This is a genomic window from Colwellia sp. SU-HH01217, from assembly GCF_057543495.1.
In genome coordinates this window covers 124,789-146,703 of the sequence record NZ_BAAJLX010000008.1, presented here as the reverse complement: position 1 = coordinate 146,703, position 21,915 = coordinate 124,789, and the positions used below count along the sequence as shown (strand labels likewise).

The window sequence follows — 21,915 nt, the reverse complement described above, 5'->3', positions numbered from 1 at the left end:
TCAAATGAAACATAATCAAAGGGCAACAATAACCTCAGTCGATCATCTCAATGAAAATTTTGAAGTCAAAGTAAATAGGTGCCCAACTGCATTTGAAGATGATTCAGATAGCAGTGTATTATTTTCACTGCCAAAAGATAAATTAAGTGATTATTTTGAGGTTGGTGATGTTATTGAATTCAAAAGCCTGGGTAGTTCCAGCCTAGAAATTGCCAACTTAAGCTGCAAGGTGCTTAGGCCAGCTAAGTTTAAACGCGAGCTAAACTCAATATTGAGGCGGTTAGATGATCATCATCATCCGTTAAAACGATGCATTTTATTAACCGAAGATAGCCTTGTTTTATTGTCTATAGACAAGAACACTGAAGAGTTAATGCTATTAAAGAATCAGCAAAAAATTTAGAGTAATCATGAAAAATTTTGAAGATAAAGTTGTTAAAGTGATCTCTAAACTAACTTGTGATGGTTGTGGAGAACAAGCAACTCAAGATGACTACGAATTTCATGAGTTTATAAGTATTGATCATAAATGTGGCTATGGAAGTATTCACGGTGATGGCAATCAAATCAGTATTGATCTCTGCCAGAAGTGCTTTGCTGATATGTGCGGTGATAGTTTAACAGTTATTGAGCCTAATGATGAAAAGCATGATAGTGGTTCACGAATTGATGTAAAAGATATCTTGTCAGCAAATAAAATAAATAATCAGGAATAGTTAACGTCTGCGTTAAAGTGGCTTGATCAGCTCTGGGATGCTCAACATCTTTCAGAATCTGGAGGTGAGTTTCATCAACTAGTTGACTTGATTACTGCTTTTGAAGGAAAAAGTTGGGATTCATATTTTGAAACAGTTGATGTTGCATCAGATGATTTTATGTCGGAGCGTGCAATTACTGTTGGTAAATCTTAACAAAGTGGTATTAACAGTAGTAGGTATTAACGATTTATATTCTGCCTGCATAGCCTTAAAAAGATTAACTATCTAGTGACTTAATGATCCCACATGCTTCAATAGTATTGTTTGAGCCACAAGCACTTGCCATCTGTTGTAACTCTGCTTTAAGCGCTCTTAATTCTTTCATACGCTTATTCACTAATGCGAGTTGCTGATCAATTAATGCATTAACGCTAGAGCAGCTTTCTTCTGGCTTATTTTTTAATTCGATAAGACGTTTAATATCATTGAGTGATATATCTAGGCTGCGACAATGTTTTACGAATTCCAATTGTTTTAGTGCTTTACTATCATACAGCCTAAAATTACCTTCTGAACGGTTTGGATTTAACAGCAATCCTTCTCTTTCATAATATCTAATTGTCTGTATTGAACAACCTGATTTTTTTGAGAACTCGCCTATTTTCATAAAATTCCCTAACAAACTTGACTCTATAGTTACTATAGGATTTATAGTAATAATATACAAGTTAACCGGAGTATAAAATGGCTGAGAAATATTTAAATAATACGAATGTTGTTAATTTTGAACACAAGAATATCCAATCTCTTATTAATAAACGAGGGTGGAAAAATTTGGATGATTTCAACAAAATTGGTGCCGCTTATCAGTTTGTAAAAGATGAGATTCTCTTCGGCTATAATGAAAGCGATGATATTGCAGCAAGCGATGTGCTAGCAGATGGTTATGGGCAATGTAATACTAAGGGTAATCTATTAATGGCACTCTTGCGTGGATTAGGTATCCAGTGTCGTTTCCATGGTTTTACCATTGATCAGCAATTACAAAAAGGTGCCATTCCCAGCTATATATTTTGGCTAGCACCTAAATATATTATCCATAGTTGGGTAGAAGTTTATTTTGATGGGCACTGGATTAATTTAGAAGGTTTCATATTAGATGAACAATACTTAAACTCTCTACAACAGAAATTTGACCAAGAAAAAGATGATTTTTGTGGCTATGGTGTTGCAACAAAGTGCTTTTCATCACCAGATACAGATTGGCGTGGAGAGGATACCTATATTCAAAAAGAAGGTATTCATGACGACTTTGGGCTTTATGATTCCCCTGATGAGTTCTATCTCGAAAAAGGGACTAACTTGTCGGGGGTCAAACGTTGGATATATCAACGCGTGATACGTCACTTGATTAATATGAATGTATCAAAACTAAGAAATAAAAAAGTACTAGAGGTACAAAATGCACAACCATAGTCACAGTCACAGTCATCAACATGGTAAAGATGACCGTATTGGTTGGGCATTTTTCCTTAATGTGACATTCACTATTATCGAATTTATAGGTGGTTGGCTCACTAACAGTACGGCGATAATGGCTGATGCAGTTCACGATCTTGGTGATAGTCTTTCAATAGGTTTTGCGTGGATTTTAAGTCGTTTTTCAGATAAAGAAGCATCAGACAAATTCAGTTATGGTTATCGCCGACTTACACTTTTTGGTGCATTGGTAAATAGTATCGTTTTGATTATTGGTTCTATTTGGGTTTTATTTGAAGCAATACCGAGGTTGTCCAATCCTGAAATGCCTGTAGTTGAGGGGATGCTGGGACTTGCCATACTCGGTGTTGTCGTTAACGGATATGCGGTATTTAAATTAAAAGCGGGTGAAACACTAAATGAAAAAGTGCTGACATGGCATCTACTTGAAGATGTACTTGGCTGGGTTGCTGTTCTTATTGTTTCTGTCGTACTTTTTTTTGTTGAACTGCCAATTTTAGACCCTTTATTATCAATTGGCTTCACGCTATTTATCTTATTTAACGTTTTTAGAAACTTGAAATCAACGTTGGTACTTTTTCTTCAAGCGGCACCAGAAAAAGAGACCCAAGAACGTATTAAACAATCATTAATGGAATTTCCAGAAGTTAATGGTATCCATCACATGCACTTTTGGTCACTAGATGGTGAAAGTCACGTTTTAACAGCTCATCTTGAGCTGAGTGACAACTTTGAAGTTGAAAACTTAATTAGACTTAAACAAGAAGTTGCAACTAAATTAGCTTCCTATCATTTATCGCATACGACGATAGAGTTTGAGTTTTTAAATGAAAGTTGCCGAGACGATGCGAATTAAACTTTAAAAGTTGAAATAAAAAAGATTAAATATAAAAGCAGCTTAAACATAAATTAAGCTGCTTTTGGGGCATTAAATTTCGTCAGATTGCTGTTTACTAATCTCTGAGCCATGCGCCCACTGATATAAAACAGGTAATACAAACAAAGTTAAAATGGTAGAAGATACAATACCGCCGATAACAACTGTTGCTAGTGGTCGTTGTACTTCTGCTCCAATTCCAGTGTTTAGCGCCATTGGAATAAAACCTAAACTTGCAACTAGTGCCGTCATTAAAATAGGTCTTAAACGAATGATGGCACCTTCAATGATCGCTAAGTAAAGATCGCCTTTTTCATGCCAAAGGTCTCGAATAAAAGCCAACATAACCAAGCCATTTAATACGGCAACACCTGACAATGCAATGAAGCCGACACCTGCCGAAATAGATAAAGGCATGTCTCTTAAATAAAGAGAGAATACGCCCCCAGTTAATGCTAAAGGCACGCCACTGAAAATGATCAATGCATCTTTTAATGAACCAAATGCAATAACCAAAATACCTAAGATAACAACTAATGTGATCGGCACAACTAAGCTTAATCTTTTACTCGCTGACTCTAGCTGTTCAAAGGTTCCGCCATAATCAAGCCAGTATCCTGCTGGAATTTCTCCTTCCTGATTAATTTTAGCTTTCACTTCTTTGACAAAACCGCCTAAATCTCTACCACGAACATTGACGGTAACCACAACTCTTCTTTTACCGTTCTCACGGCTAATTTGAGCGGGTAAAGACTCTGATTTAAGCTCTGCAACTTCTTCAAGTGGCACATAGTTACCATTCTCAAGTGGAAGCGGCAGAAATTTCAAACCATCAATATCCGTTCTAGTTTGCTCCGGTAGACGAACAACTAACTCAAATCGTCTGTCTCCTTCATAAATGATCCCCGCAGATTCCCCCCCTATTGCAGTGGCAACCCAGTCTTGCAATTCGGTAACGTTCAATCCATACCTACCAAGCGCTTCGCGTTTAGGGATTACCGATAAAGATGGAACACCTGTGACTTGTTCCATTCGGGCATCTGCTGCACCATCGACGGTTTTCACAATATTTAGAATATCTTTTGCGGTCAGTAATAACCGATCCAAATCATCGCCAAATACTTTGATACCTATGTCTGCTCTAACACCTGAAATCAATTCATTGAAACGCATTTGAATAGGTTGAGTGAATTCATAGTTGTTGCCAGGAATGTTTTTCAATACCTCTTCCATTTCTTCAACTAATTCACTCTTCGGTTTTGAAGGTTCATTCCAATCTTTGCGTGGTTTTAATATAACAAAGATATCAGCAATACTCGGTGGCATTGGGTCAGTCGCAACTTCTGGAGTACCGATGCGCGAAAATACTTTATCAACCTCAGGAAATGCTTTAATACGTTTTTCAAGTACTTCTTGCATTTCTACTGATTGCTCTAGGCCAGTCGAAGGAATTCTTAACGCCTGTAGTGCAATATCACCTTCATTTAATTGTGGAACAAATTCTGTCCCAAGCGTAGTTGCTAACCAAAGGCTATACCCCATTAACAGCGTTGCAAATGAAACAATAATCCAACGAAATTTCATTGCCATAATTAGCAATGGTTTATAGATAGACTTGGTTGAACGAATAACAACACTTTCTTTTTCGCTGATTTTACCTTTCATAAATATCGCAACAGCAGCAGGAACCAGTGTAACTGAAAGGATCATGGCTGATATTAACGCCATTACGACAGTTGCCGCCATAGGATGGAACATTTTCCCTTCAACACCAGTTAGGGTGAAAATGGGTATGTATACCACTGTGATAATGGCTACACCAAACAGGCTTGGACGTATGACTTCTGAAGTGGCTTCAAAAACAGTATTTAGTCGTTCCCTTAGGTCTTGCCTATGACCGTTGTGTTGCGCCTCAGCTAACCGACGAACAGAGTTTTCAACGATGATGACAGCCCCGTCCACTATCAAACCAAAGTCCAATGCACCAAGGCTCATTAAGTTAGCAGATACTCCTGCTTGTACCATACCTGTAATTGTCATTAACATTGATAGTGGTATTACGGCGGCTGTTATTAATGCGGCGCGTAAATTTCCAAGCAACAAGAAAAGTACAACGATAACTAATAGCGCACCTTCAACGAGGTTTTTGGTAACGGTTGCAATCGCTTTATCTACTAACGTTGTTCTATCATAAACAGGCTCTGCGATAATGCCTTTTGGAAGAGATTTTTGTATTTCACTGAGTTTCTGTTCTACATCTAAGGCAACGGTACGAGAATTCTCACCAATCAGCATCATGGTTGTACCAAGCACTGTCTCAATGCCATTACGAGTAGCAGCCCCTGTTCTAAGTTCTTTTCCTATAGCAACATTGGCAACATCACTTATTTTTACAGGAATACCATCGTTCTTTTTGATGATGACATTGAGGATTTCATCCATTGTCGCTAGTTGCCCAATGGAGCGTACTAACACTTGCTGTCCGTTTTGCTCTATATAACCCGCGCCACGGTTATCATTGTTTTTACGCAATGCATCAGATATTTCTTCAAAGCTTACACGATGAAAAAGTAATTTTTCAGGTTTCGGCGTGATGTGATATTGCTTGTTGTAGCCGCCGATGCTGTTGACCTCAATGACGCCTTTAACCTGAGCCAATTGCGGTTTAATGATCCAGTCTTGAATTTCCCTCAGGGCAATAGCGGTATAAGGTTCTCCATTAGACATTTTAGCGTCAGGAGAAGCTTGCACTGTATACATAAATATTTCGCCAAGCCCTGTAGAAATAGGACCCATTTCTGGCTCTAAGCCAGAGGGAATAACGCCTTTTATCGCAGCTAGTCTGGCATTGATTAAGTTGCGTGCGAAATAAATATCTGTTCCCTCTTCAAAAATAACGGTTACTTGGGATAAACCATATCTTGACAGGGAACGGGTGTGAGACAGTTTTGGTAGTCCAGCTAACGCGGTTTCTACAGGAAAGGTTACCCTTTGCTCTGCTTCTAAAGGTGAATAACCGGGAGCAGAAGTATTTATTTGTACCTGTACGTTTGTTATATCTGGAACTGCATCAATGGGAAGTTTTTGATAACTCCACATACCAACGCCGATGATTACCATCAGCAAGCTTAATACTAAGTAGCGCCTATTTATTGCAAGACGCAAAATTGATTCAATCATATTGCGTCTCCTAATCGTCGTCTTCTACTTCAGATTTCAATATATCTGCTTTAATCAGATAACTGTTTTTGTTTACATATTCAGCGTCTTTACTGAGGCCATCAATGACCTCGATATAGTTTTTGTCTGAACGACCGAGGACAAGTGGTGCAAACTCATACTCTTCATCTTCTTTTACAAAGACACCAAATTGTCCTCCCAGTTCTTGTATGGCAACTTTCTCGACGGCTAAATCCACCTCAAATCGGTTTATCTTTACGCTACCCATTAATAATTGGCCTGAGGTTAGGTTTAGCTCAGTGTTATTTAAACGTACACGTGCTAAAACATATGACTGATCTATAGCTGGAATTATATTGGTGATGGTTGAGTTGAATGCTTGTTCACCATGCTCAATATCAACAGACTGACCGACTCTGATTTGATTATACTGGCTAGTAAAAACCTTAAATTCGGCCCACAACGTGTCAAAATTGACGATTTCAAACAAGCTGGTGTTTTGTGTGATACCGCCAATATTTCCATTTCTCTGTAAAACAGTCCCAGAAACAGGGGAAATTATCTTATAGGTATTTAAGCTTTCGTTAGATTCAATAACGGCTAATAGATCGCCTTTTTTTACCTTATCACCAACAGTGGAGTTTATTGTCTTTATAACGCCATTATATCTAGCGCCAACTTGAAATAATTGTTCAGCGCCTATCGTCGTAGCGCCGTATACAGGGATAGTTTGGTTCAACGTTTTTGAAGCTAAATAGGCTGTTTCAACACCAACCCTTTTTGCCATGTTATTGTTAATTTTGCTAATGCCTTCTTCGCCTTCATGTTCATCTTCACTAGCGAAAGCACTTTGAATGGGTGATAAATGCCCGATAAAAATCAATAGTGCGAGTAAATAGTTTTTCATTTTTAATTCCTAAACGATTCAGTTAATAACTGAATCAATAAATTGTTATTAATCTTAAAGTGATGTTTATTTAGAGTGACAGCGCTTCGTTTGTTAGTTTTTCTATCTCTGCGCCGTAAATCAGGGCAGCAGATGCCGCGTCAATAAGGGTTCGCCGAGCATTTAACAACTCTTGTCTAGCCGATACATAATCAAGGTAGCCATATCTACCTTTTTGATAGGCGTCTTGAGTATCTTCCAGTGCATCTTCAAGCATTGGAATAACTGACTGCTTTAATGAATTTGCCGTTAGTATGGCTTGTTTTCTATTGGAGTATGCTCGCAGTAAGTGATTTCTAAATCTTAACTTAGTCGCTTCTTTCTCTATAGCAACTTGATCACGCTCTGCTAAGGCACTAGCGATTGCGCCAGAATTTCGCTTTTCAGCAAACAAAGGTAAGCTAAAACCAGCGACCAGTGCCGTATCATTAGCTTCTTGAGAGCGCCTAACACCGACAGACCATTTGATATTGGCAGTTGACTCTGTTTTAGCTAACTGTATTTCAGCCTCTTTTAGTCGTTGTTCGCTTGCATAGATTTGAATCGCTGGATTTTTTTCTAACTTCGCAAAAAGGCTGTTAAAGTCACTGTTATTGCCAAACTGAAAAAGATCACCTTGTACTTCAGAGAAGGTTACAGAGTTTTCTCCCCAGAAAGCTGCTAAAGAAAGTTTTAAATATTCCAAGCGCTTTTGTTCCGATTGAACAGTTAGATTTGCCTGAGCAATAACTGCTTTTGAGCGTTTCACTTCAGCCTCAGGAGTTGCACCTGCGCGGTTACGTTGAGATACAATCTCTAACGTTTCTTGTGCTAACTTCAGTGCATTATCTGCCAATATAACTCTTTGTTGGGCTGCAAGTACTTCCACGTACTTTTCAGTGACTTGAGCCATCAAGTTTAGTGCTGCTACCTCTTTTTCAGCAGTGAGCAATGCTCTTGAGTTTGAAACAAGCCCAATTCGCGCTGAGCGTTTATCTCCCATTTCAATAACCGAAGATAGAGCGACAGTTAATTCTGCGCTGTCGAATGCATTAAATTCACCTGAGCCTGCAAAGTTCTCGGCTTCAAGTTCTAGTTCATAAGCGGGATTTAAACTTGCTGTTTGTTCTCGTCCTATTAATGCGGTTTGTTTGAAATCAAATATTTTGAGTTCAGGATTTTGTTTAAGCGTTCGCTGTATTGCCTCTTGAAGATTTAACTGCTTTTCAAATGCATAAACATTAAATGTAAAAAGTGACAAAGCGAGAAACGCGATATATTTGAGCCGAGGTGTTACACACCTCAAAATTTCTATCTTGCGATGCACACAGGTATAAAGTGCCATATATACTTTCCTATAAATTTATATTGTTATTTAGGTCAATAATGTTGACCTTTTTAAATTTGATATAAAAATTAGGCGTATTTAGGGGGACGAAATGGCACCGACATATAGCCTTTTAGCTCGGGAGAAACTAAGGCGTAGGTAGGAAAATGATCTATTGCTTGTAAAATATTACAAGAAGAATCTGCATTTAAAAACAAGTGACAACAGCAACAAAAATTACAATTTTCAATTGAACTGTTGCTATTATTTACTTCAAATATATTGGAGGTTTCTGAAGCTTTTAGTGGGGTAGTTGACTCAGTTAGTGATGTGTTAAAAGAACTTTCTATCAAGTTTATTTCAAGCTCTTCTAGCGAAAAAAACACAGACTGCACCGCGATTAAAATCATTATCACGTATGATATATATGGTTTAAAATATGATGGGTGCATTAGGTTCATTGTTATCTAGTTCGCTTCAATCAGTCTGATAGTTCCCAAAGGCGTTGGGACTATGTTTAAATCTGAAACATGAGTAAACCCTGATTCAACCACCAAAGAGGGAATAACTCCATCTACATTATCTTTTGTAGTTTCGAAACCATCTAATAATTGAACGACAAAGAACAATATCCGTTGAAATATTGAAGTAGGCTTTCCCCAGTCTGCAATTATTAAAGTACCGTCCGGTTTCAGTACCCGACGAATTTCAGTTAATGTCGCGAGCTTAGCGGAACTGTTTAAGTGGTGAAAAAACAAACTTGAAACTACGATGTCAAAAGAGTTTTCATCAAAAGGCATTTTTTGTCCAAAGCCCTGTCTAAAAGAAATATTAAGATCTTTGCCTATAACTTTTTTCTGTGAAATATCTAGAGCTGTTTGGTCTGCATCTAAGCCTATTACGGTATGTTTAGGTGATTTTTCAGCTATTAATTTTGTGAGCGTTCCTGTTCCACAACCAACATCAAGTAGATTGTTTCCTTTGACGTTGGCAACTTTATCAACAATCAGTTTTTTAAAAAATGCTTCTCTCGTGGTGATAGCAACGAGGCTGTCATAAAAACTCGTTAACCAATGAAATCGTAGTGGTGGAATGTAGGTATTGTTTTTCATAAGTTCATTTACCTTTAGCTGTTCACGGCTAGCGCATTTTAATCCCAGATTCTAACAGGGTTGAGCGATAATCATCGTCAAGCCCTGCCATTTTCTTTTTCCTAGCCATACTGGCTGACTTGGATGTATCTCGTTTAAAGAGTGCCATTGCTATCTTTCGCATCACATTAAAAACAAGTGGTCCCTGCTTTTTACGTATTCTCGATTCATCTTCTCTAAAGTTCATATCCAACATCCAATGCATGCTTTCAACCTGCCAATGGCTGTTTGAGCCAGACTTAAAATAGCTATACAGGTGTCAATAATGGTTTTAAAATTTAAATAAATGGTCATGATTAATTTCAGTTAATACTTTAGCTGTAAGATGCGGCGAGCACCGTTTAAAACGACAAGGGCAATTATCAAACCAATCACTAAATCTGGATAACGGCTGCTTGTTACTGTAACTAATAAGCCAGCTAAGATTACGCCAATGTTTGCGATAACGTCATTTGCGGAAAAAATCCAACTCGCTTTCATATGAGCGCCGTCTTCTTTATTGCCAAATATTAAAAACAGACAAGCAATGTTAGCGATTAGTGCTATTCCACCAAATATCATCATTAAAGATGACATAGGCTCACTACCATAAATAAAGCGTCTTACGACTTCACTCAAAGCACCTAGCGCTAAAATAATCTGAAGCACACCAGAGATATGTGCCGCTCTAAGTTTCATGCTGATACTTTTACCTACCGCATAAATAGCCAAACCATATACGGCAGCGTCAGCAAACATATCTAATGAGTCTGCAATAAGGCCAGCAGACTGTGCAATAATCCCAGCAATTATTTCTACAAAAAACATGATCCCGTTAATAGCCAGCAACCATTTTAGCGTTGACGCTTCTTTCATCTCATTTTTTTGGGCTAGATTTTTTGCTTTTGCAGCTTCTGTGCTGCAACTTTTTTTTGTTGATTCTAATTGAGAACCTAAATTTAGTGATTGAAGTTTATTTGTGATCTCTTCTAAATTGTCATCATGGAAAACTTTAACCAATCGATTAGGGATATCAAATTGCAACCCAACGGAAGGCTTAATAGAGTCAAGCGCTAACCTAATCAATCTCTCTTCTGAAGGACAGTCCATTTGAGGCACTTTATATGTACTGACAAACGCGCCACCATAGTTATCTAATTGTGTATCAATTTTTACGTCTTCGTTGGTAGGAGATGATTGACACTGACCACTACATTTTTCTGACATATTTAACATTCCGTAACAATATTTCGTTGAGTATAAAATCTATAGCAACTATAGAGTCAATAGGTTTTATAATCTTTATTGGTGAGTTTCCGACATTAAGTATTAAGACGATTTAACTCTTCTAATAACATCCCAGTTTTAAGATTAGCTAGTAAAATAACTGCTCTTAATTAAGTTAGTGGTGATGCTCAATGAATGATTACTAACTACTGTGTAAATTATGAGGCATTGCGATTCCTTGAACGATACATATACAGTGAAAATAATATCAGAATGGTCACCTGAGCTGTTATACCTTGCCAAGTAGAACCTATACCGAACCATGTAACTTCCACATTAATAGGTAACGGAGTGATTCCTATAATCGCAGCCTCTTGAAGAGCTGAGATGGCTTTACCCATTAATATGAATGATAGAACTAAAAGCAAGTAAGTTGTTGTAGAAAAGAAACGAGCAATTGGCAATTTAACAGAATATCTAAACATTCCCCATGCAAGAATCGATAACACAGCTACCCCGAATAAAAATCCACTGATAACAAATGAGTATTGAGTTGTTGAGGCTTGTGTTACAAGTGATTGATAGAATAAGACTGTTTCAAAAACCTCTCGATAAACAGCAATAAATGAGAGCACTGCTAGTCCCCACAGTGTACCCGCTTCTAATTGTGAATTAATGTGCTTTTGAATATATGCCTGCCAATGTTCAGCATTCGTTTTGCTATGCATCCAGATCCCAACATAAAACAACATTACTGCTGCAACCATTGCAGCAATACCTTCCATGACTTCCCGACTCGCACCACTGATATTGATAATTGACTGTGCTACCGCCCAAGTAGCAAAACCTGCTAATAGCGCACTGAACCAACCAAAATGGACATATTTTAAGGCATCATGACGTTTAGTTCGAATTAATACTGTTATTAAAGCCAGTACAACTAGCAACGCTTCTAAACCTTCTCTTAGTAAGATAACTAAGCTTGCAGTGAAAAGAGCTTCATTTGACAAAGTGGTTTCTGTCAACAATTCTTCCGCATCATGGAGTTGCCCCACAGTAATCTCCATAAGGCTTTCAAATTGATTAACCTGTTGCGCGTTACTTAAAACTTGACGAAGCTTAATCAAGTTTCCTTCGATGCTTTTTCGTAAATCTTTGTCTCGTGCATCCAAACTATTTTCAATTAATTCAAAACCATCTAGATAAGCACTCACAGCAAGTGTCTTAGCCTTCTCGTACTCCTCATTTTTATACGCATTGCTTGCGGCAGCTAATTGAGTTTTGGTTATAGCGATAGGACTACTTTGATTGGTAAACAATAATGTAGGATTAGCCCTTAATCCTTCAATTTCATTTTTAGTTAATCCGTCAGTTTCTGTCGATAACTTTAATGGACTATAATTTATCCAATTTTGTAATGAAATTGATTGTGATGGTTTTGTTAATTCACTTGATGATTTAAATGCCAAACCACCTACATAAAATGCAAGGGACCATTTCTGCTGTTCTTTTAATTGTGTAAATGCAGGCATGGCAGTGTCATCAAGCCCATTAGATATGGCATCAAATAAGCCTAAAAGTGAACGGTTTTCTGCACGTGTTTTATCGGTAAAATCGGTAGGAGCAGGCTCTAATCCCGATGCCAAAACACCATTTCCTTGACCTGAAATACCATGACAACTCGCACAGTTATTTTCAAATAAAGAAAACGTCGCTTCTTTAGAAAGTAACCTTTTAGGGAGAGGTAGCTCTGGCATCATAGCCAATAATGAAATTCGTAACTCAGATGTAATTTTCCTGACAATATTTGCATTTTGCTTAGTTGAAATAGCTGTTTGTAAAGCTAATGCTTTCTCATTGAGTGAACGCATATAATTATTATTAATTGACGTTTTTTCAACTATCAACTTGGAGAATTCAAGCATTTCTTGATATTCATCATCGTTAATAACTTGGCCGTCCTTAATAGCCGACTCATAATCAACACCTACATATTCTGCTAATTGTATAATTTGTCGATGCTGCGAAAACTCTTCCAAATTGGAAGCTATACAAAATTTTGAAAAAAATGCTGTGACTAGCAAGATCAAATAAGCTAGCGGCTTTAAATAGTTATAGTATTGGCTTTCCTGTTTTACTTTTGGGGAAAAGGGCATAAAATGAGTTCCACAGTTCAAATCTAAATGATATTTATTATCACATTGTAAAATCTATAGTGGCTATAGAGTCAAATAAAAAGTTATTTAATGTAAAAGCGTGGAAACTGACTGGGAAAGCTAGTTTAAGTAAATAGTTTCTGCTAGTATTTTAATTACTATATTTACTAGGTAATAACTTTGAACCTTAATGTTGTACTAAAAATGCTATTGGTTGTTTCGATTGTTTTACAATCGTTAACTGCTGTCGCATCTTCAACATCTGAGAATCACCAGATTGATATAGAACATCTTCAAACTCAACATGATCATGCCGATGACCGAAATGCCTTAAACGATAATACAGATGATGAGCAGCATAATGAAAAAGATTGTCATCACTGCGGTCATTGCAGTGGCAGTCACTTATCTTGGATTTTAGTCAGTAATTCAAATACCACGGGCAAACTAAACATTATCAATAAAACGCCATATCAAATTGATCAAACAAATACCTACCTTGAGGCGATACTTCGTCCACCCATTTCTTAATTAGATTGATTTTTAATGACCTATTTATCCTTTAATAATGGATAAAGGGTTCGTGTTTATTAATTTTAAAATTAAGAATTTTTATGTATATATATTTAAAAAATACAGGGTTAGTCCTGTCTTTATGCATGGCTGTGAGTTTTTCAGTTGTCAGTTATGGCAAACAGAAAAATATTTCATGGCTAGATAGTCAAATAAATAAAGATCCCGAAGTTGTTGCGGCTAAAGAGTTACTTAATGCAAGTAATCATAGAGCAAAAAGCTTAACTCAAGCCGTATATAACCCAGAGCTTGAAGCAAGCTATGAAAAAGAGGGGGATTTTGATAATTACTCTATTGGTATCAGTCAAACGATTGATTTTTGGGATAAGCAATCAGCAAATAAAAGCATTGGTGAAATTGATGTTTATGCAAACCAGCAACAGTTGTTATCTCTACTCGATTCTAAAAAGGCTAACGCTTTAACTGCAATAGTTAATTGGCAAGCAGCAAAAAAGGCGGCTCAGTTACTTTCAGAAAGAGAAAATCAATTACAAACGCTCGTTGGAATTGTTGAAGATAAGCGAAAAGCAGGACTTCTAGAGCCACTTGACGCTGAACTGGTCTATTTAAACTTGTCCCAAATTTTCAGTGAAATATCTGAGTCGCAAATTGCTTTGAAAAATGCAGAGGTAAAGGTTCAGGAGTTATTGCCTGATTGGACGTCTAATACTGCCAATTTGTTTTCATTTACTTTTGGAGCAACAAGCTATTCATTTAACTCTCAGTGGGTTGAAGATCATCCAAAAGTTAAACTCGCTAAAGCGCAATGGAAGGGACAACAAACTAAAGCTCAGCTAACCACTATGGAATCTAAAGCTAATCCAACCATTGGAATTAGCGCAGGGAGAAGTGGAGATGAAGACTTGGTTGGTTTGACTTTCTCAGTTCCTTTAAACATCAGAAATAACTATTCAGATACTGTTAAAGCCGCTTATTCAGAAGCAATTGCAGCAGAGGCTAACTTTCGGTCGGTTTATCGAAAGCAGTCTTTTGAAGCAAAAGCTAATTATGAATCGTTTAATGTAAGTAAAAAATACTATGAGCAATGGCGAAAACTCACACAAGGCAGATTAGATAGCAGCGCAAATTTATTAAATAAGCGCTGGGAAGCTGGTGACATCAATACTTCTGACTACCTACTTGCATTGAATCAACGTGCTGAAGGTCTTCACGCAGGAATACGTTTGGAAAATCAATTCAAGCTTGCAGAAATATCTTTCGTTTTAAGTATGGGTCAGTTATCAAAATTTGAGATTTGAACGTTTACTTTTTCAGTAGCGAAAAACGAAATCTTAAATTTATCAAAAATATAGGTTACAAAAATGAATACAATATTTAGTAAAAAATTATTAGCCGTAGTAATTAGCAGCCTGTTAGTTGGGCTTACTACAAATCATCATGCTTTTGCACAGTCGTCAGATGGTACTGGTTCTGTCGCAAAGGTTTCGAAGCAAGATGTAAAAGAACATAAAGATGATCATGACGATCACGAAAAGGGACATGAAGAAGAAAAAGATGGTCATGATGAGCACGGCCATGAAGGTGATAATAAAGAGGAAGAAGAGCATGAAGAAGGTATCACTATTGATCCAAAGAAGATGTCGCTTGCTAACATCAAAGTGGAAAGTGTTAAGCCTGAATATCAATTTAGCACCGTGTATGCACCTGGCGAAATAAAAGCTAATGGCTATAAAAGTTATGTGGTATCCCCACGTACAGAGTCAGTTATTATCAGTCGCCATGCAGCGCTTGGCGAACATGTAGATAAGGGACAAAAACTGGTCACTCTATTTAGTGAGTCCATGTCACAAGCGCAAGCGGACTATCTAATCGCTTCAACGGAATGGCAACGTATTAAAAAACTAGGTAATAAAACAGTAAGTGAAAGCCGCTTATTACAAGCTGAAACGACTTACAACGCTTCATACGGAAAACTCATTGCTTTAGGGTTAACTGAAAAAGCAATTAAAAGTATTTCTAATAAGGATATTAAGGCATTCGGGCAATATACGTTAACGGCACAGCGTGAAGGAGTAGTGCTTCAAGACGACTTTATCCAAGGGCAACGTGTTGATGCTGGGGATACCGTTATGTTGCTAGCTGATGAAAAACAATTATGGGTTGAAGCAAAAGTTTCTCCAAATAAAAAGCTTAATTTATCAATTGACTCTCCTGCGGTACTTAAATTAGAAGGCCAGAGTTACAATGCCAAAGTTATCCAAGAAGCCCATACAATTGACCCTATTACTCGTACTCGAATTATTAGATTAGGAGTAGAAAATTCGGATGATAACCTCCATTCAGGCATGTTTGTAAAAGTTTACTTTCAGTTCGCCACAAAGCAGAAAGTGATGGCTGTGCCAGAAGAGGCATTGATCCGTAGTGCCGATGGTGATTGGACCGTATTTGTCGAAGACCACCCTGGAGAATTTAAAGCTGTAGAAGTAGAACTAGGCCGAGCCTTAGGTGGTTTTAGAGAAATCATTGGCCTTGATAGTGGAACGCGAATTGTAACCAAAGGTGCATTTTTTGTTGCGTCTGAAATCGCTAAAGGCGGATTCGATCCGCATAACCACTAAGGGGCAAAACTATGTTTAATAAAATAATAGATTGGTCTGTTAATAATAGACTCCTGATTTTGATTGCGCTGTTTGCCACCATGGTTGGCGCAATTATGGTTATTCCAAAACTAAATTTGGATGCCTTCCCTGATGTTACTAATGTTCAAGTTGCTGTGAATACTGAAGCGCCAGGACTGGCTGCTGAAGAAGTTGAACAGCTCATTACGTACCCCATTGAAGCGGTAATGTATGCCTTACCTGATGTAGAACAAGTGCGCTCAATTTCTAAAACAGGCTTGTCTGGCGTAACGGTTGTTTTCAAAGAAGGCACCGACATTTACTTTGCAAGACAACTCGTATTTGAGCGTCTTCAAGCCGCAAAAGAACTGATACCTGAAGGTGTTGGGACACCCGAAATGGGGCCAAACACCTCAGGGCTGGGCCAAGTATTTCAGTACCTTCTTATTTCTGATAAAGATGCAGGCTATGATGCTATGGCGCTTCGAAGTCTTAACGATTGGATTGTGAAGTTACTCGTTATGCCTGTCGATGGTGTTACTGATGTACTCTCCTTTGGAGGTATTGTTAGGCAGTACCAAGTAAATGTAGATCCATCTAAGCTTCTTTCTTATAAATTAACCCAAGAAGACGTTGTTGGTGCCCTAGATAACAACAATGCCAATGTTGGCGGATGGTATATGAATCGTGGGCAAGAGCAGCTTGTTATTAGAGGTACAGGTTGGTTTGAAAGTGGTGACGCTGGAATAAGTAATATTAAACAAGTTCCCGTCAAAACAGTTGATGGGACGGTTGTGACGGTTTCGGATATTGCTAAAGTTGAAATGGGCAGTGAAATTCGTCAAGGTGCTGTCACTATGACGCGAAAATCACCCAATGGTAAAGTAGAGAACTTAGGTGAAGTTGTCTCTGGTATTGTCTTAAAACGCATGGGGTCAAATACTAAAGCTACCATTGATGGTATCAATGCAAGAATCCCATTGATTAATCAAGCATTACCTAAAGGTGTTCGCTTTGAGCCATTTTATGATCAGGCTGATTTGATTGAAAAAGCCGTTGATACGGTAGTTGTTGCACTTTCACTAGCATTTATTTTCATATGTATTGTATTGGCTCTATTCTTAATGAATTTACGTGCAACCTTCTTGGTATTAATTTCAATTCCAATTTCTATTGGTATTGCGTTAATGATCATGGCTTGGTGGGGGATATCTGCTAACTTAATGTCGCTAGGCGGAATAGCTGTCGCTATTGGTATGCTAGTTGATGGTTCAGTCGTGATGGTTGAAAATATGTTTAAGCATTTAAATAGACCAGACTCTACCCATTTAAAAACTGTAAAAGAAAGAGTGCCTAGTGCTGATACTGATCCACATGATGTAGAACAAGATGAGCATGGTATTAAATTACGGCTTCAAAATGCTGGTAAAGAAGTGGCTCGTCCCGTCTTTTTTGCAGCCTCTATTATTTTAGTCGTATTTACGCCTTTATTTAGCTTTGAAGGTGTTGAGGCAAAGTTATTCCAACCTATGGCAATAAGCATCATTTTAGCTGTTATATCTGCTATTGTGGTTGCGTTGTTTATAGTACCAGCACTGGCAACTTATCTATTTAAATCTGGTGTGAAAGAGAGGGAAAGCTTTGTTCTTAAACCATTAGATAAACTCTATAGAAAGGGTCTAACATTCGCTTTAAAACATACCAAGTTAATTATCTCAACCTCTTTGTTATTGGTTGTGTCGGCTTTTGCGTTGGTTCCCTACATTGGTACTGAGTTCGTTCCAGAATTAGAAGAAGGGACGATTAACTTAAGGGTAACCCTTGCACCTTCTTCTAGTTTAGATACTGCGCTCACTGTGGCTCCAATTCTAGAAGAAAAATTAATGGCCTTTCCTGAAGTAACCTATGCCCTGAGTCGAATTGGACGAGCAGAAATAGGTGGAGATCCAGAGCCTGTTAATAACATAGAAATTTACATAGGGTTGAAGCCAGTTTCCGAGTGGACAAGTGCATCTAATCGATATGAACTTCAAGAAAAAATGGAGAGATCTTTAGAAGAATTCCCAGGGTTGCTACTCAACTTTTCTCAACCTATCGCAACGCGTGTTGATGAGCTACTATCTGGCGTAAAAGCTCAGTTGGCGATAAAGTTATTTGGTCCTGAGTTAGAAGTTTTAGCAACTAAAGGGCAAGAGATCGAAGCAGCTATAAAGAGTGTTGATGGTGCAAGAGATGTTGCGCTTGAGCAAATTGCAGGTGAAGCGCAACTTGTCGTAAAACCTAATAGGCAAGAGCTATCGCGCTTTGGACTTTCAGTTGTTGATATAATGGAAGTTGTGCGAGATGGTATTGGAGGGGTTGAAGCTGGACAAATCATCAATGGTAACGAGCGATATGATATTTATGTGCGTATTGAAGAAGAATATCGACGAAATAAGGAAGCTATTTCAGATATTCGAATTCAGTCACCAACAGGTGCCTGGGTACGCTTAGGTGATGTTGCAACTGTTTCATTTGAATCAGGTCCTCCTCAAGTAAGGCGCGATGATGTTCAAAGGCGTGTCGTTATACAAGCAAACGTTCAGAATAGAGATATGGGCAGTGTAGTAGCCGACATCAGAAAAGTTATTGCTGAGAAAGTTGACCTACCTTCAGGCTACTCGGTAGCAATAGGTGGCCAATTCGAAAGCCAGCAGCGTGCTCAAAACAGACTAGCTATCGTTGTACCTCTGTCTTTAGCGCTAATTGCATTGTTACTTTACTTTGCTTTTGGCTCTGTTGGTCAAGCTATGCTGATTTTAGTGAATGTGCCACTAGCCGTAATTGGCGGTGTTTTTTCCCTGTATATATCTGGCCAATATTTATCTGTACCAAGCTCAGTAGGCTTTATTACCTTATTCGGTGTAGCGGTATTAAATGGGGTTGTAATGGTAGAAAGCATCAACCAACGAATAAAAGATGGCTTAGAGGCTTCCAAGGCAGTTTTTGAAGGAGCAACGTCAAGATTAAGACCTGTACTTATGACAGCAATTACATCTGCATTAGGATTAATCCCAATGCTAATGTCAAATGGTGTAGGTGCTGAAATCCAGCGCCCACTTGCCAGTGTTATTGTAGGTGGCTTGGTAACGGCCACGCTGTTAACACTGTTTGTATTACCTGTTTTATATCGCTGGTTTTCAAGGAAAAAAATTGAGGAGTTGTCTCGTTAACTAAGATAGCCTAACTTAGATTATTCCGTATTAGGTACGTAGCTGATGCGGAATAATTTTATAATGTTAAGTGGTAAGAGATGGGTCATTGTCTTGCAGGAAAAATAGATGGTTTGAATAACTGCTATAGTAAAGAAGCTATTTTATTATTCAGCTCTTTAGCTTGTGCGTGATTTAAATTATTTGCTGACTTATTTTGACCAATAGTTTAAGTGACACTTACAGCCTCGTTAGAGGTTTGTTCGATATCTTTTGTGGTTTTTGCTCCATTATCTTTATGCAAGCGTTCAATACCAAAACGAGAGATATTGACCGAATCACTAGTAAGTACGTTAAGATTTGATTTCGTTACGGTATTTAAAAACGGCAGAACACTACTAGCGAAATTAACATTCGCTATATCTGTATTGATAGTCAATGGGTTCATAATCAACATTACGCATTTCCCCTAGTGTCCAATTAAAGTACCTAGTTTGGGAAATCGCCATTTTCTGTATGAGATAACAACACTTGTGATCAGGGAAGAACAAGCTTTTAATGGGCACTTCAGCTTTAAGCTCATTATTTGTGTATATTAGGTAATAGTAGAGGGCGAACTTCTTCCATATTGTTTTGATTAACCAGCACAGCATGAAAGCTCAGATACATCTTTATTAAAGGTTTGAGCACACAGCTTTAACCCTTCAACCATAGTTAGGTATGGAAACAATTGGTTTGCCAAATCTGTAACGGTCATTCGATTGCTAATAGCTAATGCAGCACTTTGTATTAACTCTCCACCTTCATGCGCTAATATCTGTGCCCCAATAATACGCTCACTTTTACTCTCAGCAACTAACTTAATAAAGCCATCAGTTTCAAAGTTAGCTAATGCCCTTGGCACGTTTTCCATATCCAAAACTCGACTAATAACATCAAGCCCTTTAGATATGGCTTGCTCTTCAGTTAAACCTACAGTTGCAACTTGTGGGTCAGTGAAAATCACAGCAGGCATGGTAGATAAATCAAGTATAGCATCACCACCTGTCATATTTATTCCTGCTCTACTTCCTGCTGCCGCTGCTACATAAACAAATTGAGGCATGTTAGAGCAATCACCTGCTGCATAGATATTCGCTATTGATGTCTCCATGCGTTTATTGACTTTGATCGCTCCATTCATTTCTGTTTCAACACCAATACTGTCCAAGCCAAGTTTACCTGTATTAGCAAAGCGACCTGTGGATATTAGTAATTTTCTGGCTGTTAATGTTCCCTCATTAGTACCTAATGAGAATAGACTTCCATCATGGCTTACATTATTAGCCTGCGTATTATCTAGGATTTTGATACCTTCATTTTCAAAGCATCCTTTAAGTTTTTCACCTAATAACGGATCTTCACAATACAATAGCGTATGTCGTGCTAACACGGTTACACGAGTCCCTAAACGAGCGTAGGCTTGAGCTATCTCTAGCGCAACAACTGAAGAGCCAATTACTATTAGGCTTTCAGGTAACTCTTGTTCGAATAGTGCTTCTGTAGAAGTCCAGTAAGGGGTATCTTCCAATCCCTTAATTGGCGGAATTGACGGAGTTGAGCCAGTGGCTATCAATATCCGATCGGCAAGTAGTTCTTCATTAGAGCCATCTGATTTTTGGATGGTCAATGTATTTTCGTTTTTAAAACTTGCATAGCCTTTAATCAAAGATAATGCCGAGTTTTTCTTTAGAATACCTTCATATTTAGCTTCACGCAGCTCCTCAACACGAGAATTTTGTTGATGAGCTAGCAGAGCACGGCTTATTTGAGGGTTATTATTCTCAAGTCCATCAAATGGGTTTCTTCGTTGTTGGTGCGCTAATTGTGCAGCACGAATTAAAATTTTTGATGGAACGCATCCTACGTTGACACAGCAGCCGCCAATAACATCTGATCCTTCAATAATTGTGACTCTAGCACCATTTTCTGCGGCTTTTATCGCACAAGCAAAGGCACCAGAGCCGCTACCAATAATTGCAACATGTAGCTGGTCGCTTTCACTCTTAGAGCAACAACTTGTTGAGCATTGATCCGAAGACATAATAATTCCTTAATTTTTTTACTGCTATTGAAATTCAGTGCCTTTGTTTTGGCTAAATGTATTAACAAGCAGTCTTATGCCAAATCTTACTTGGTAGTTCTTACTTTTGCTGGGTAGCCAATATTTGTAGACGCTAATGCAATCGTTTCAATGCTGGCCTTGTTAGGATCAAATAAAACAGTTGCTGTTTTTGCATCATAATCAACAGTAGCCTTTACAACACCATCCACTTTTTCCATCGCCTTACGTATCGTTATATTGCACGTCTTGCAGGTCATTTTCTCAATCGAGAAAACTTTTGTAGACATTTCTTGAGTAGCTACATTACTGGTAGCTTCTGTGACAGTTGTTGCTACAGCATTGCCAAACATAAATATTGAGCTTAATAGTATTGAAACGTTAACTAGTTTTTTCATTGTTGTGCCTCTTTTTAATATCTGTTTAAAATTAACTGGATTTGTTAAATCGT

Annotated in this window: 19 protein-coding genes and 1 pseudogene; 8 read left to right on the top strand and 12 right to left on the bottom strand. The window is 38.0% G+C overall.

Annotation, left to right across the window (positions count from 1 at the left end):
* The first annotated feature begins 4 nt into the window (after positions 1–4).
* Together AC27G3_RS11695 and AC27G3_RS11690 are read left to right on the top strand one after the other, a co-directional pair.
* Complete coding sequence (locus AC27G3_RS11695) at positions 5–403, top strand: hypothetical protein (protein ID WP_487121723.1); 399 nt, start codon at positions 5–7, stop codon at positions 401–403.
* 7 nt (positions 404–410) lie between these two features.
* A complete protein-coding gene (locus AC27G3_RS11690; protein ID WP_487121721.1) occupies positions 411–716 on the top strand; it encodes a hypothetical protein in 306 nt (101 codons plus the stop codon).
* 259 nt (positions 717–975) lie between these two features.
* On the opposite strand, the gene cadR is transcribed toward AC27G3_RS11690, so the two are convergent.
* The gene (cadR, locus tag AC27G3_RS11685; protein ID WP_036985255.1) at positions 976–1,365 is read right to left on the bottom strand and encodes a Cd(II)/Pb(II)-responsive transcriptional regulator; all 390 of its coding nucleotides are present in this window, start codon (positions 1,363–1,365) and stop codon (positions 976–978) included.
* Positions 1,366–1,442: 77 nt separating this feature from the next.
* On the opposite strand from cadR, the gene AC27G3_RS11680 reads away from it, so the two are divergent.
* Together AC27G3_RS11680 and AC27G3_RS11675 are read left to right on the top strand one after the other, a co-directional pair.
* Positions 1,443–2,174 (top strand): transglutaminase-like domain-containing protein, encoded by a 732-nt coding sequence (locus AC27G3_RS11680; RefSeq protein WP_487121719.1) that lies wholly within the window; start codon positions 1,443–1,445, stop codon positions 2,172–2,174.
* A complete protein-coding gene (locus AC27G3_RS11675) occupies positions 2,161–3,054 on the top strand; it encodes a cation diffusion facilitator family transporter (RefSeq protein ID WP_487121717.1) in 894 nt (297 codons plus the stop codon). The genes AC27G3_RS11680 and AC27G3_RS11675 overlap by 14 nt, the downstream gene beginning before the upstream one ends.
* Before the next feature lie 72 nt (positions 3,055–3,126).
* On the opposite strand, the gene AC27G3_RS11670 is transcribed toward AC27G3_RS11675, so the two are convergent.
* The 8 genes and pseudogenes from AC27G3_RS11670 to AC27G3_RS11635 form a co-directional block, all read right to left on the bottom strand.
* The gene (locus AC27G3_RS11670; RefSeq protein ID WP_487121715.1) at positions 3,127–6,255 is read right to left on the bottom strand and encodes an efflux RND transporter permease subunit; all 3,129 of its coding nucleotides are present in this window, start codon (positions 6,253–6,255) and stop codon (positions 3,127–3,129) included.
* A 10-nt stretch (positions 6,256–6,265) separates the two neighbouring features.
* A complete protein-coding gene (locus AC27G3_RS11665; protein WP_008114330.1) occupies positions 6,266–7,162 on the bottom strand; it encodes an efflux RND transporter periplasmic adaptor subunit in 897 nt (298 codons plus the stop codon).
* A gap of 70 nt (positions 7,163–7,232) precedes the next feature.
* Positions 7,233–8,525 (bottom strand): TolC family protein, encoded by a 1,293-nt coding sequence (locus tag AC27G3_RS11660; RefSeq protein WP_077283683.1) that lies wholly within the window; start codon positions 8,523–8,525, stop codon positions 7,233–7,235.
* Positions 8,526–8,596: 71 nt separating this feature from the next.
* Positions 8,597–8,893: a hypothetical protein gene (locus AC27G3_RS11655; protein WP_233131303.1), complete on the bottom strand. Its 297-nt coding sequence runs from the start codon at positions 8,891–8,893 to the stop codon at positions 8,597–8,599.
* Positions 8,894–8,974: 81 nt separating this feature from the next.
* Complete coding sequence (locus AC27G3_RS11650) at positions 8,975–9,619, bottom strand: class I SAM-dependent methyltransferase (protein WP_077283681.1); 645 nt, start codon at positions 9,617–9,619, stop codon at positions 8,975–8,977.
* 28 nt (positions 9,620–9,647) lie between these two features.
* A pseudogene (locus AC27G3_RS11645) lies at positions 9,648–9,884 on the bottom strand (transposase); the annotation flags it as partial.
* Positions 9,885–9,964: 80 nt separating this feature from the next.
* On the bottom strand, positions 9,965–10,864 hold the full coding sequence (locus tag AC27G3_RS11640) for a cation efflux transmembrane domain-containing protein (protein WP_303451131.1): 900 nt from the start codon (positions 10,862–10,864) through the stop codon (positions 9,965–9,967).
* A gap of 218 nt (positions 10,865–11,082) precedes the next feature.
* Complete coding sequence (locus tag AC27G3_RS11635; RefSeq protein ID WP_077283677.1) at positions 11,083–13,020, bottom strand: cytochrome c/FTR1 family iron permease; 1,938 nt, start codon at positions 13,018–13,020, stop codon at positions 11,083–11,085.
* A gap of 180 nt (positions 13,021–13,200) precedes the next feature.
* On the opposite strand from AC27G3_RS11635, the gene AC27G3_RS11630 reads away from it, so the two are divergent.
* The 4 genes from AC27G3_RS11630 to AC27G3_RS11615 all read left to right on the top strand — a co-directional run bounded on the left by AC27G3_RS11630 (position 13,201) and on the right by AC27G3_RS11615 (position 19,384).
* A complete protein-coding gene (locus tag AC27G3_RS11630) occupies positions 13,201–13,551 on the top strand; it encodes a hypothetical protein (RefSeq protein ID WP_303451138.1) in 351 nt (116 codons plus the stop codon).
* An 83-nt stretch (positions 13,552–13,634) separates the two neighbouring features.
* Positions 13,635–14,852, top strand: coding sequence for a TolC family protein (locus AC27G3_RS11625; protein WP_303451140.1), 1,218 nt, complete (start codon positions 13,635–13,637; stop codon positions 14,850–14,852).
* Positions 14,853–14,915: 63 nt separating this feature from the next.
* Positions 14,916–16,172, top strand: a complete 1,257-nt coding sequence (locus AC27G3_RS11620; RefSeq protein ID WP_487121711.1) for an efflux RND transporter periplasmic adaptor subunit — start codon at positions 14,916–14,918, stop codon at positions 16,170–16,172.
* Between the two features lie 11 nt (positions 16,173–16,183).
* On the top strand, positions 16,184–19,384 hold the full coding sequence (locus AC27G3_RS11615; protein ID WP_487121709.1) for an efflux RND transporter permease subunit: 3,201 nt from the start codon (positions 16,184–16,186) through the stop codon (positions 19,382–19,384).
* A 208-nt stretch (positions 19,385–19,592) separates the two neighbouring features.
* On the opposite strand, the gene AC27G3_RS11610 is transcribed toward AC27G3_RS11615, so the two are convergent.
* From AC27G3_RS11610 to AC27G3_RS11600, 3 genes are all read right to left on the bottom strand, one after another.
* Positions 19,593–19,820 carry a hypothetical protein gene (locus AC27G3_RS11610; protein WP_008131218.1) on the bottom strand — a complete coding sequence of 76 codons (228 nt, stop codon included), beginning with the start codon at positions 19,818–19,820 and terminating at the stop codon, positions 19,593–19,595.
* Positions 19,821–20,000: 180 nt separating this feature from the next.
* Positions 20,001–21,446, bottom strand: a complete 1,446-nt coding sequence (merA, locus tag AC27G3_RS11605) for a mercury(II) reductase (protein WP_487050177.1) — start codon at positions 21,444–21,446, stop codon at positions 20,001–20,003.
* Positions 21,447–21,532: 86 nt separating this feature from the next.
* A complete protein-coding gene (locus AC27G3_RS11600; protein WP_033025674.1) occupies positions 21,533–21,862 on the bottom strand; it encodes a heavy-metal-associated domain-containing protein in 330 nt (109 codons plus the stop codon).
* Between the last annotated feature and the right edge of the window lie 53 nt (positions 21,863–21,915).

Bases quoted from the DNA above. Each gene is read 5' to 3' on its own strand.
- AC27G3_RS11615 (WP_487121709.1), top strand. From the start codon at position 16,184: ATGTTTAATAAAATAATAGATTGGTCTGTTAATAATAGACTCCTGATT.
- merA (WP_487050177.1), bottom strand. From the start codon at position 21,446: ATGTCTTCGGATCAATGCTCAACAAGTTGTTGCTCTAAGAGTGAAAGC.
- AC27G3_RS11680 (WP_487121719.1), top strand. From the start codon at position 1,443: ATGGCTGAGAAATATTTAAATAATACGAATGTTGTTAATTTTGAACAC.
- AC27G3_RS11640 (WP_303451131.1), bottom strand. From the start codon at position 10,864: ATGTCAGAAAAATGTAGTGGTCAGTGTCAATCATCTCCTACCAACGAA.
- AC27G3_RS11695 (WP_487121723.1), top strand. From the start codon at position 5: ATGAAACATAATCAAAGGGCAACAATAACCTCAGTCGATCATCTCAAT.
- AC27G3_RS11635 (WP_077283677.1), bottom strand. From the start codon at position 13,020: ATGCCCTTTTCCCCAAAAGTAAAACAGGAAAGCCAATACTATAACTAT.
- AC27G3_RS11660 (WP_077283683.1), bottom strand. From the start codon at position 8,525: ATGGCACTTTATACCTGTGTGCATCGCAAGATAGAAATTTTGAGGTGT.
- AC27G3_RS11600 (WP_033025674.1), bottom strand. From the start codon at position 21,862: ATGAAAAAACTAGTTAACGTTTCAATACTATTAAGCTCAATATTTATG.
- AC27G3_RS11690 (WP_487121721.1), top strand. From the start codon at position 411: ATGAAAAATTTTGAAGATAAAGTTGTTAAAGTGATCTCTAAACTAACT.
- AC27G3_RS11650 (WP_077283681.1), bottom strand. From the start codon at position 9,619: ATGAAAAACAATACCTACATTCCACCACTACGATTTCATTGGTTAACG.
- cadR (WP_036985255.1), bottom strand. From the start codon at position 1,365: ATGAAAATAGGCGAGTTCTCAAAAAAATCAGGTTGTTCAATACAGACA.
- AC27G3_RS11625 (WP_303451140.1), top strand. From the start codon at position 13,635: ATGTATATATATTTAAAAAATACAGGGTTAGTCCTGTCTTTATGCATG.
- AC27G3_RS11670 (WP_487121715.1), bottom strand. From the start codon at position 6,255: ATGATTGAATCAATTTTGCGTCTTGCAATAAATAGGCGCTACTTAGTA.
- AC27G3_RS11665 (WP_008114330.1), bottom strand. From the start codon at position 7,162: ATGAAAAACTATTTACTCGCACTATTGATTTTTATCGGGCATTTATCA.
- AC27G3_RS11620 (WP_487121711.1), top strand. From the start codon at position 14,916: ATGAATACAATATTTAGTAAAAAATTATTAGCCGTAGTAATTAGCAGC.
- AC27G3_RS11610 (WP_008131218.1), bottom strand. From the start codon at position 19,820: ATGTTGATTATGAACCCATTGACTATCAATACAGATATAGCGAATGTT.
- AC27G3_RS11675 (WP_487121717.1), top strand. From the start codon at position 2,161: ATGCACAACCATAGTCACAGTCACAGTCATCAACATGGTAAAGATGAC.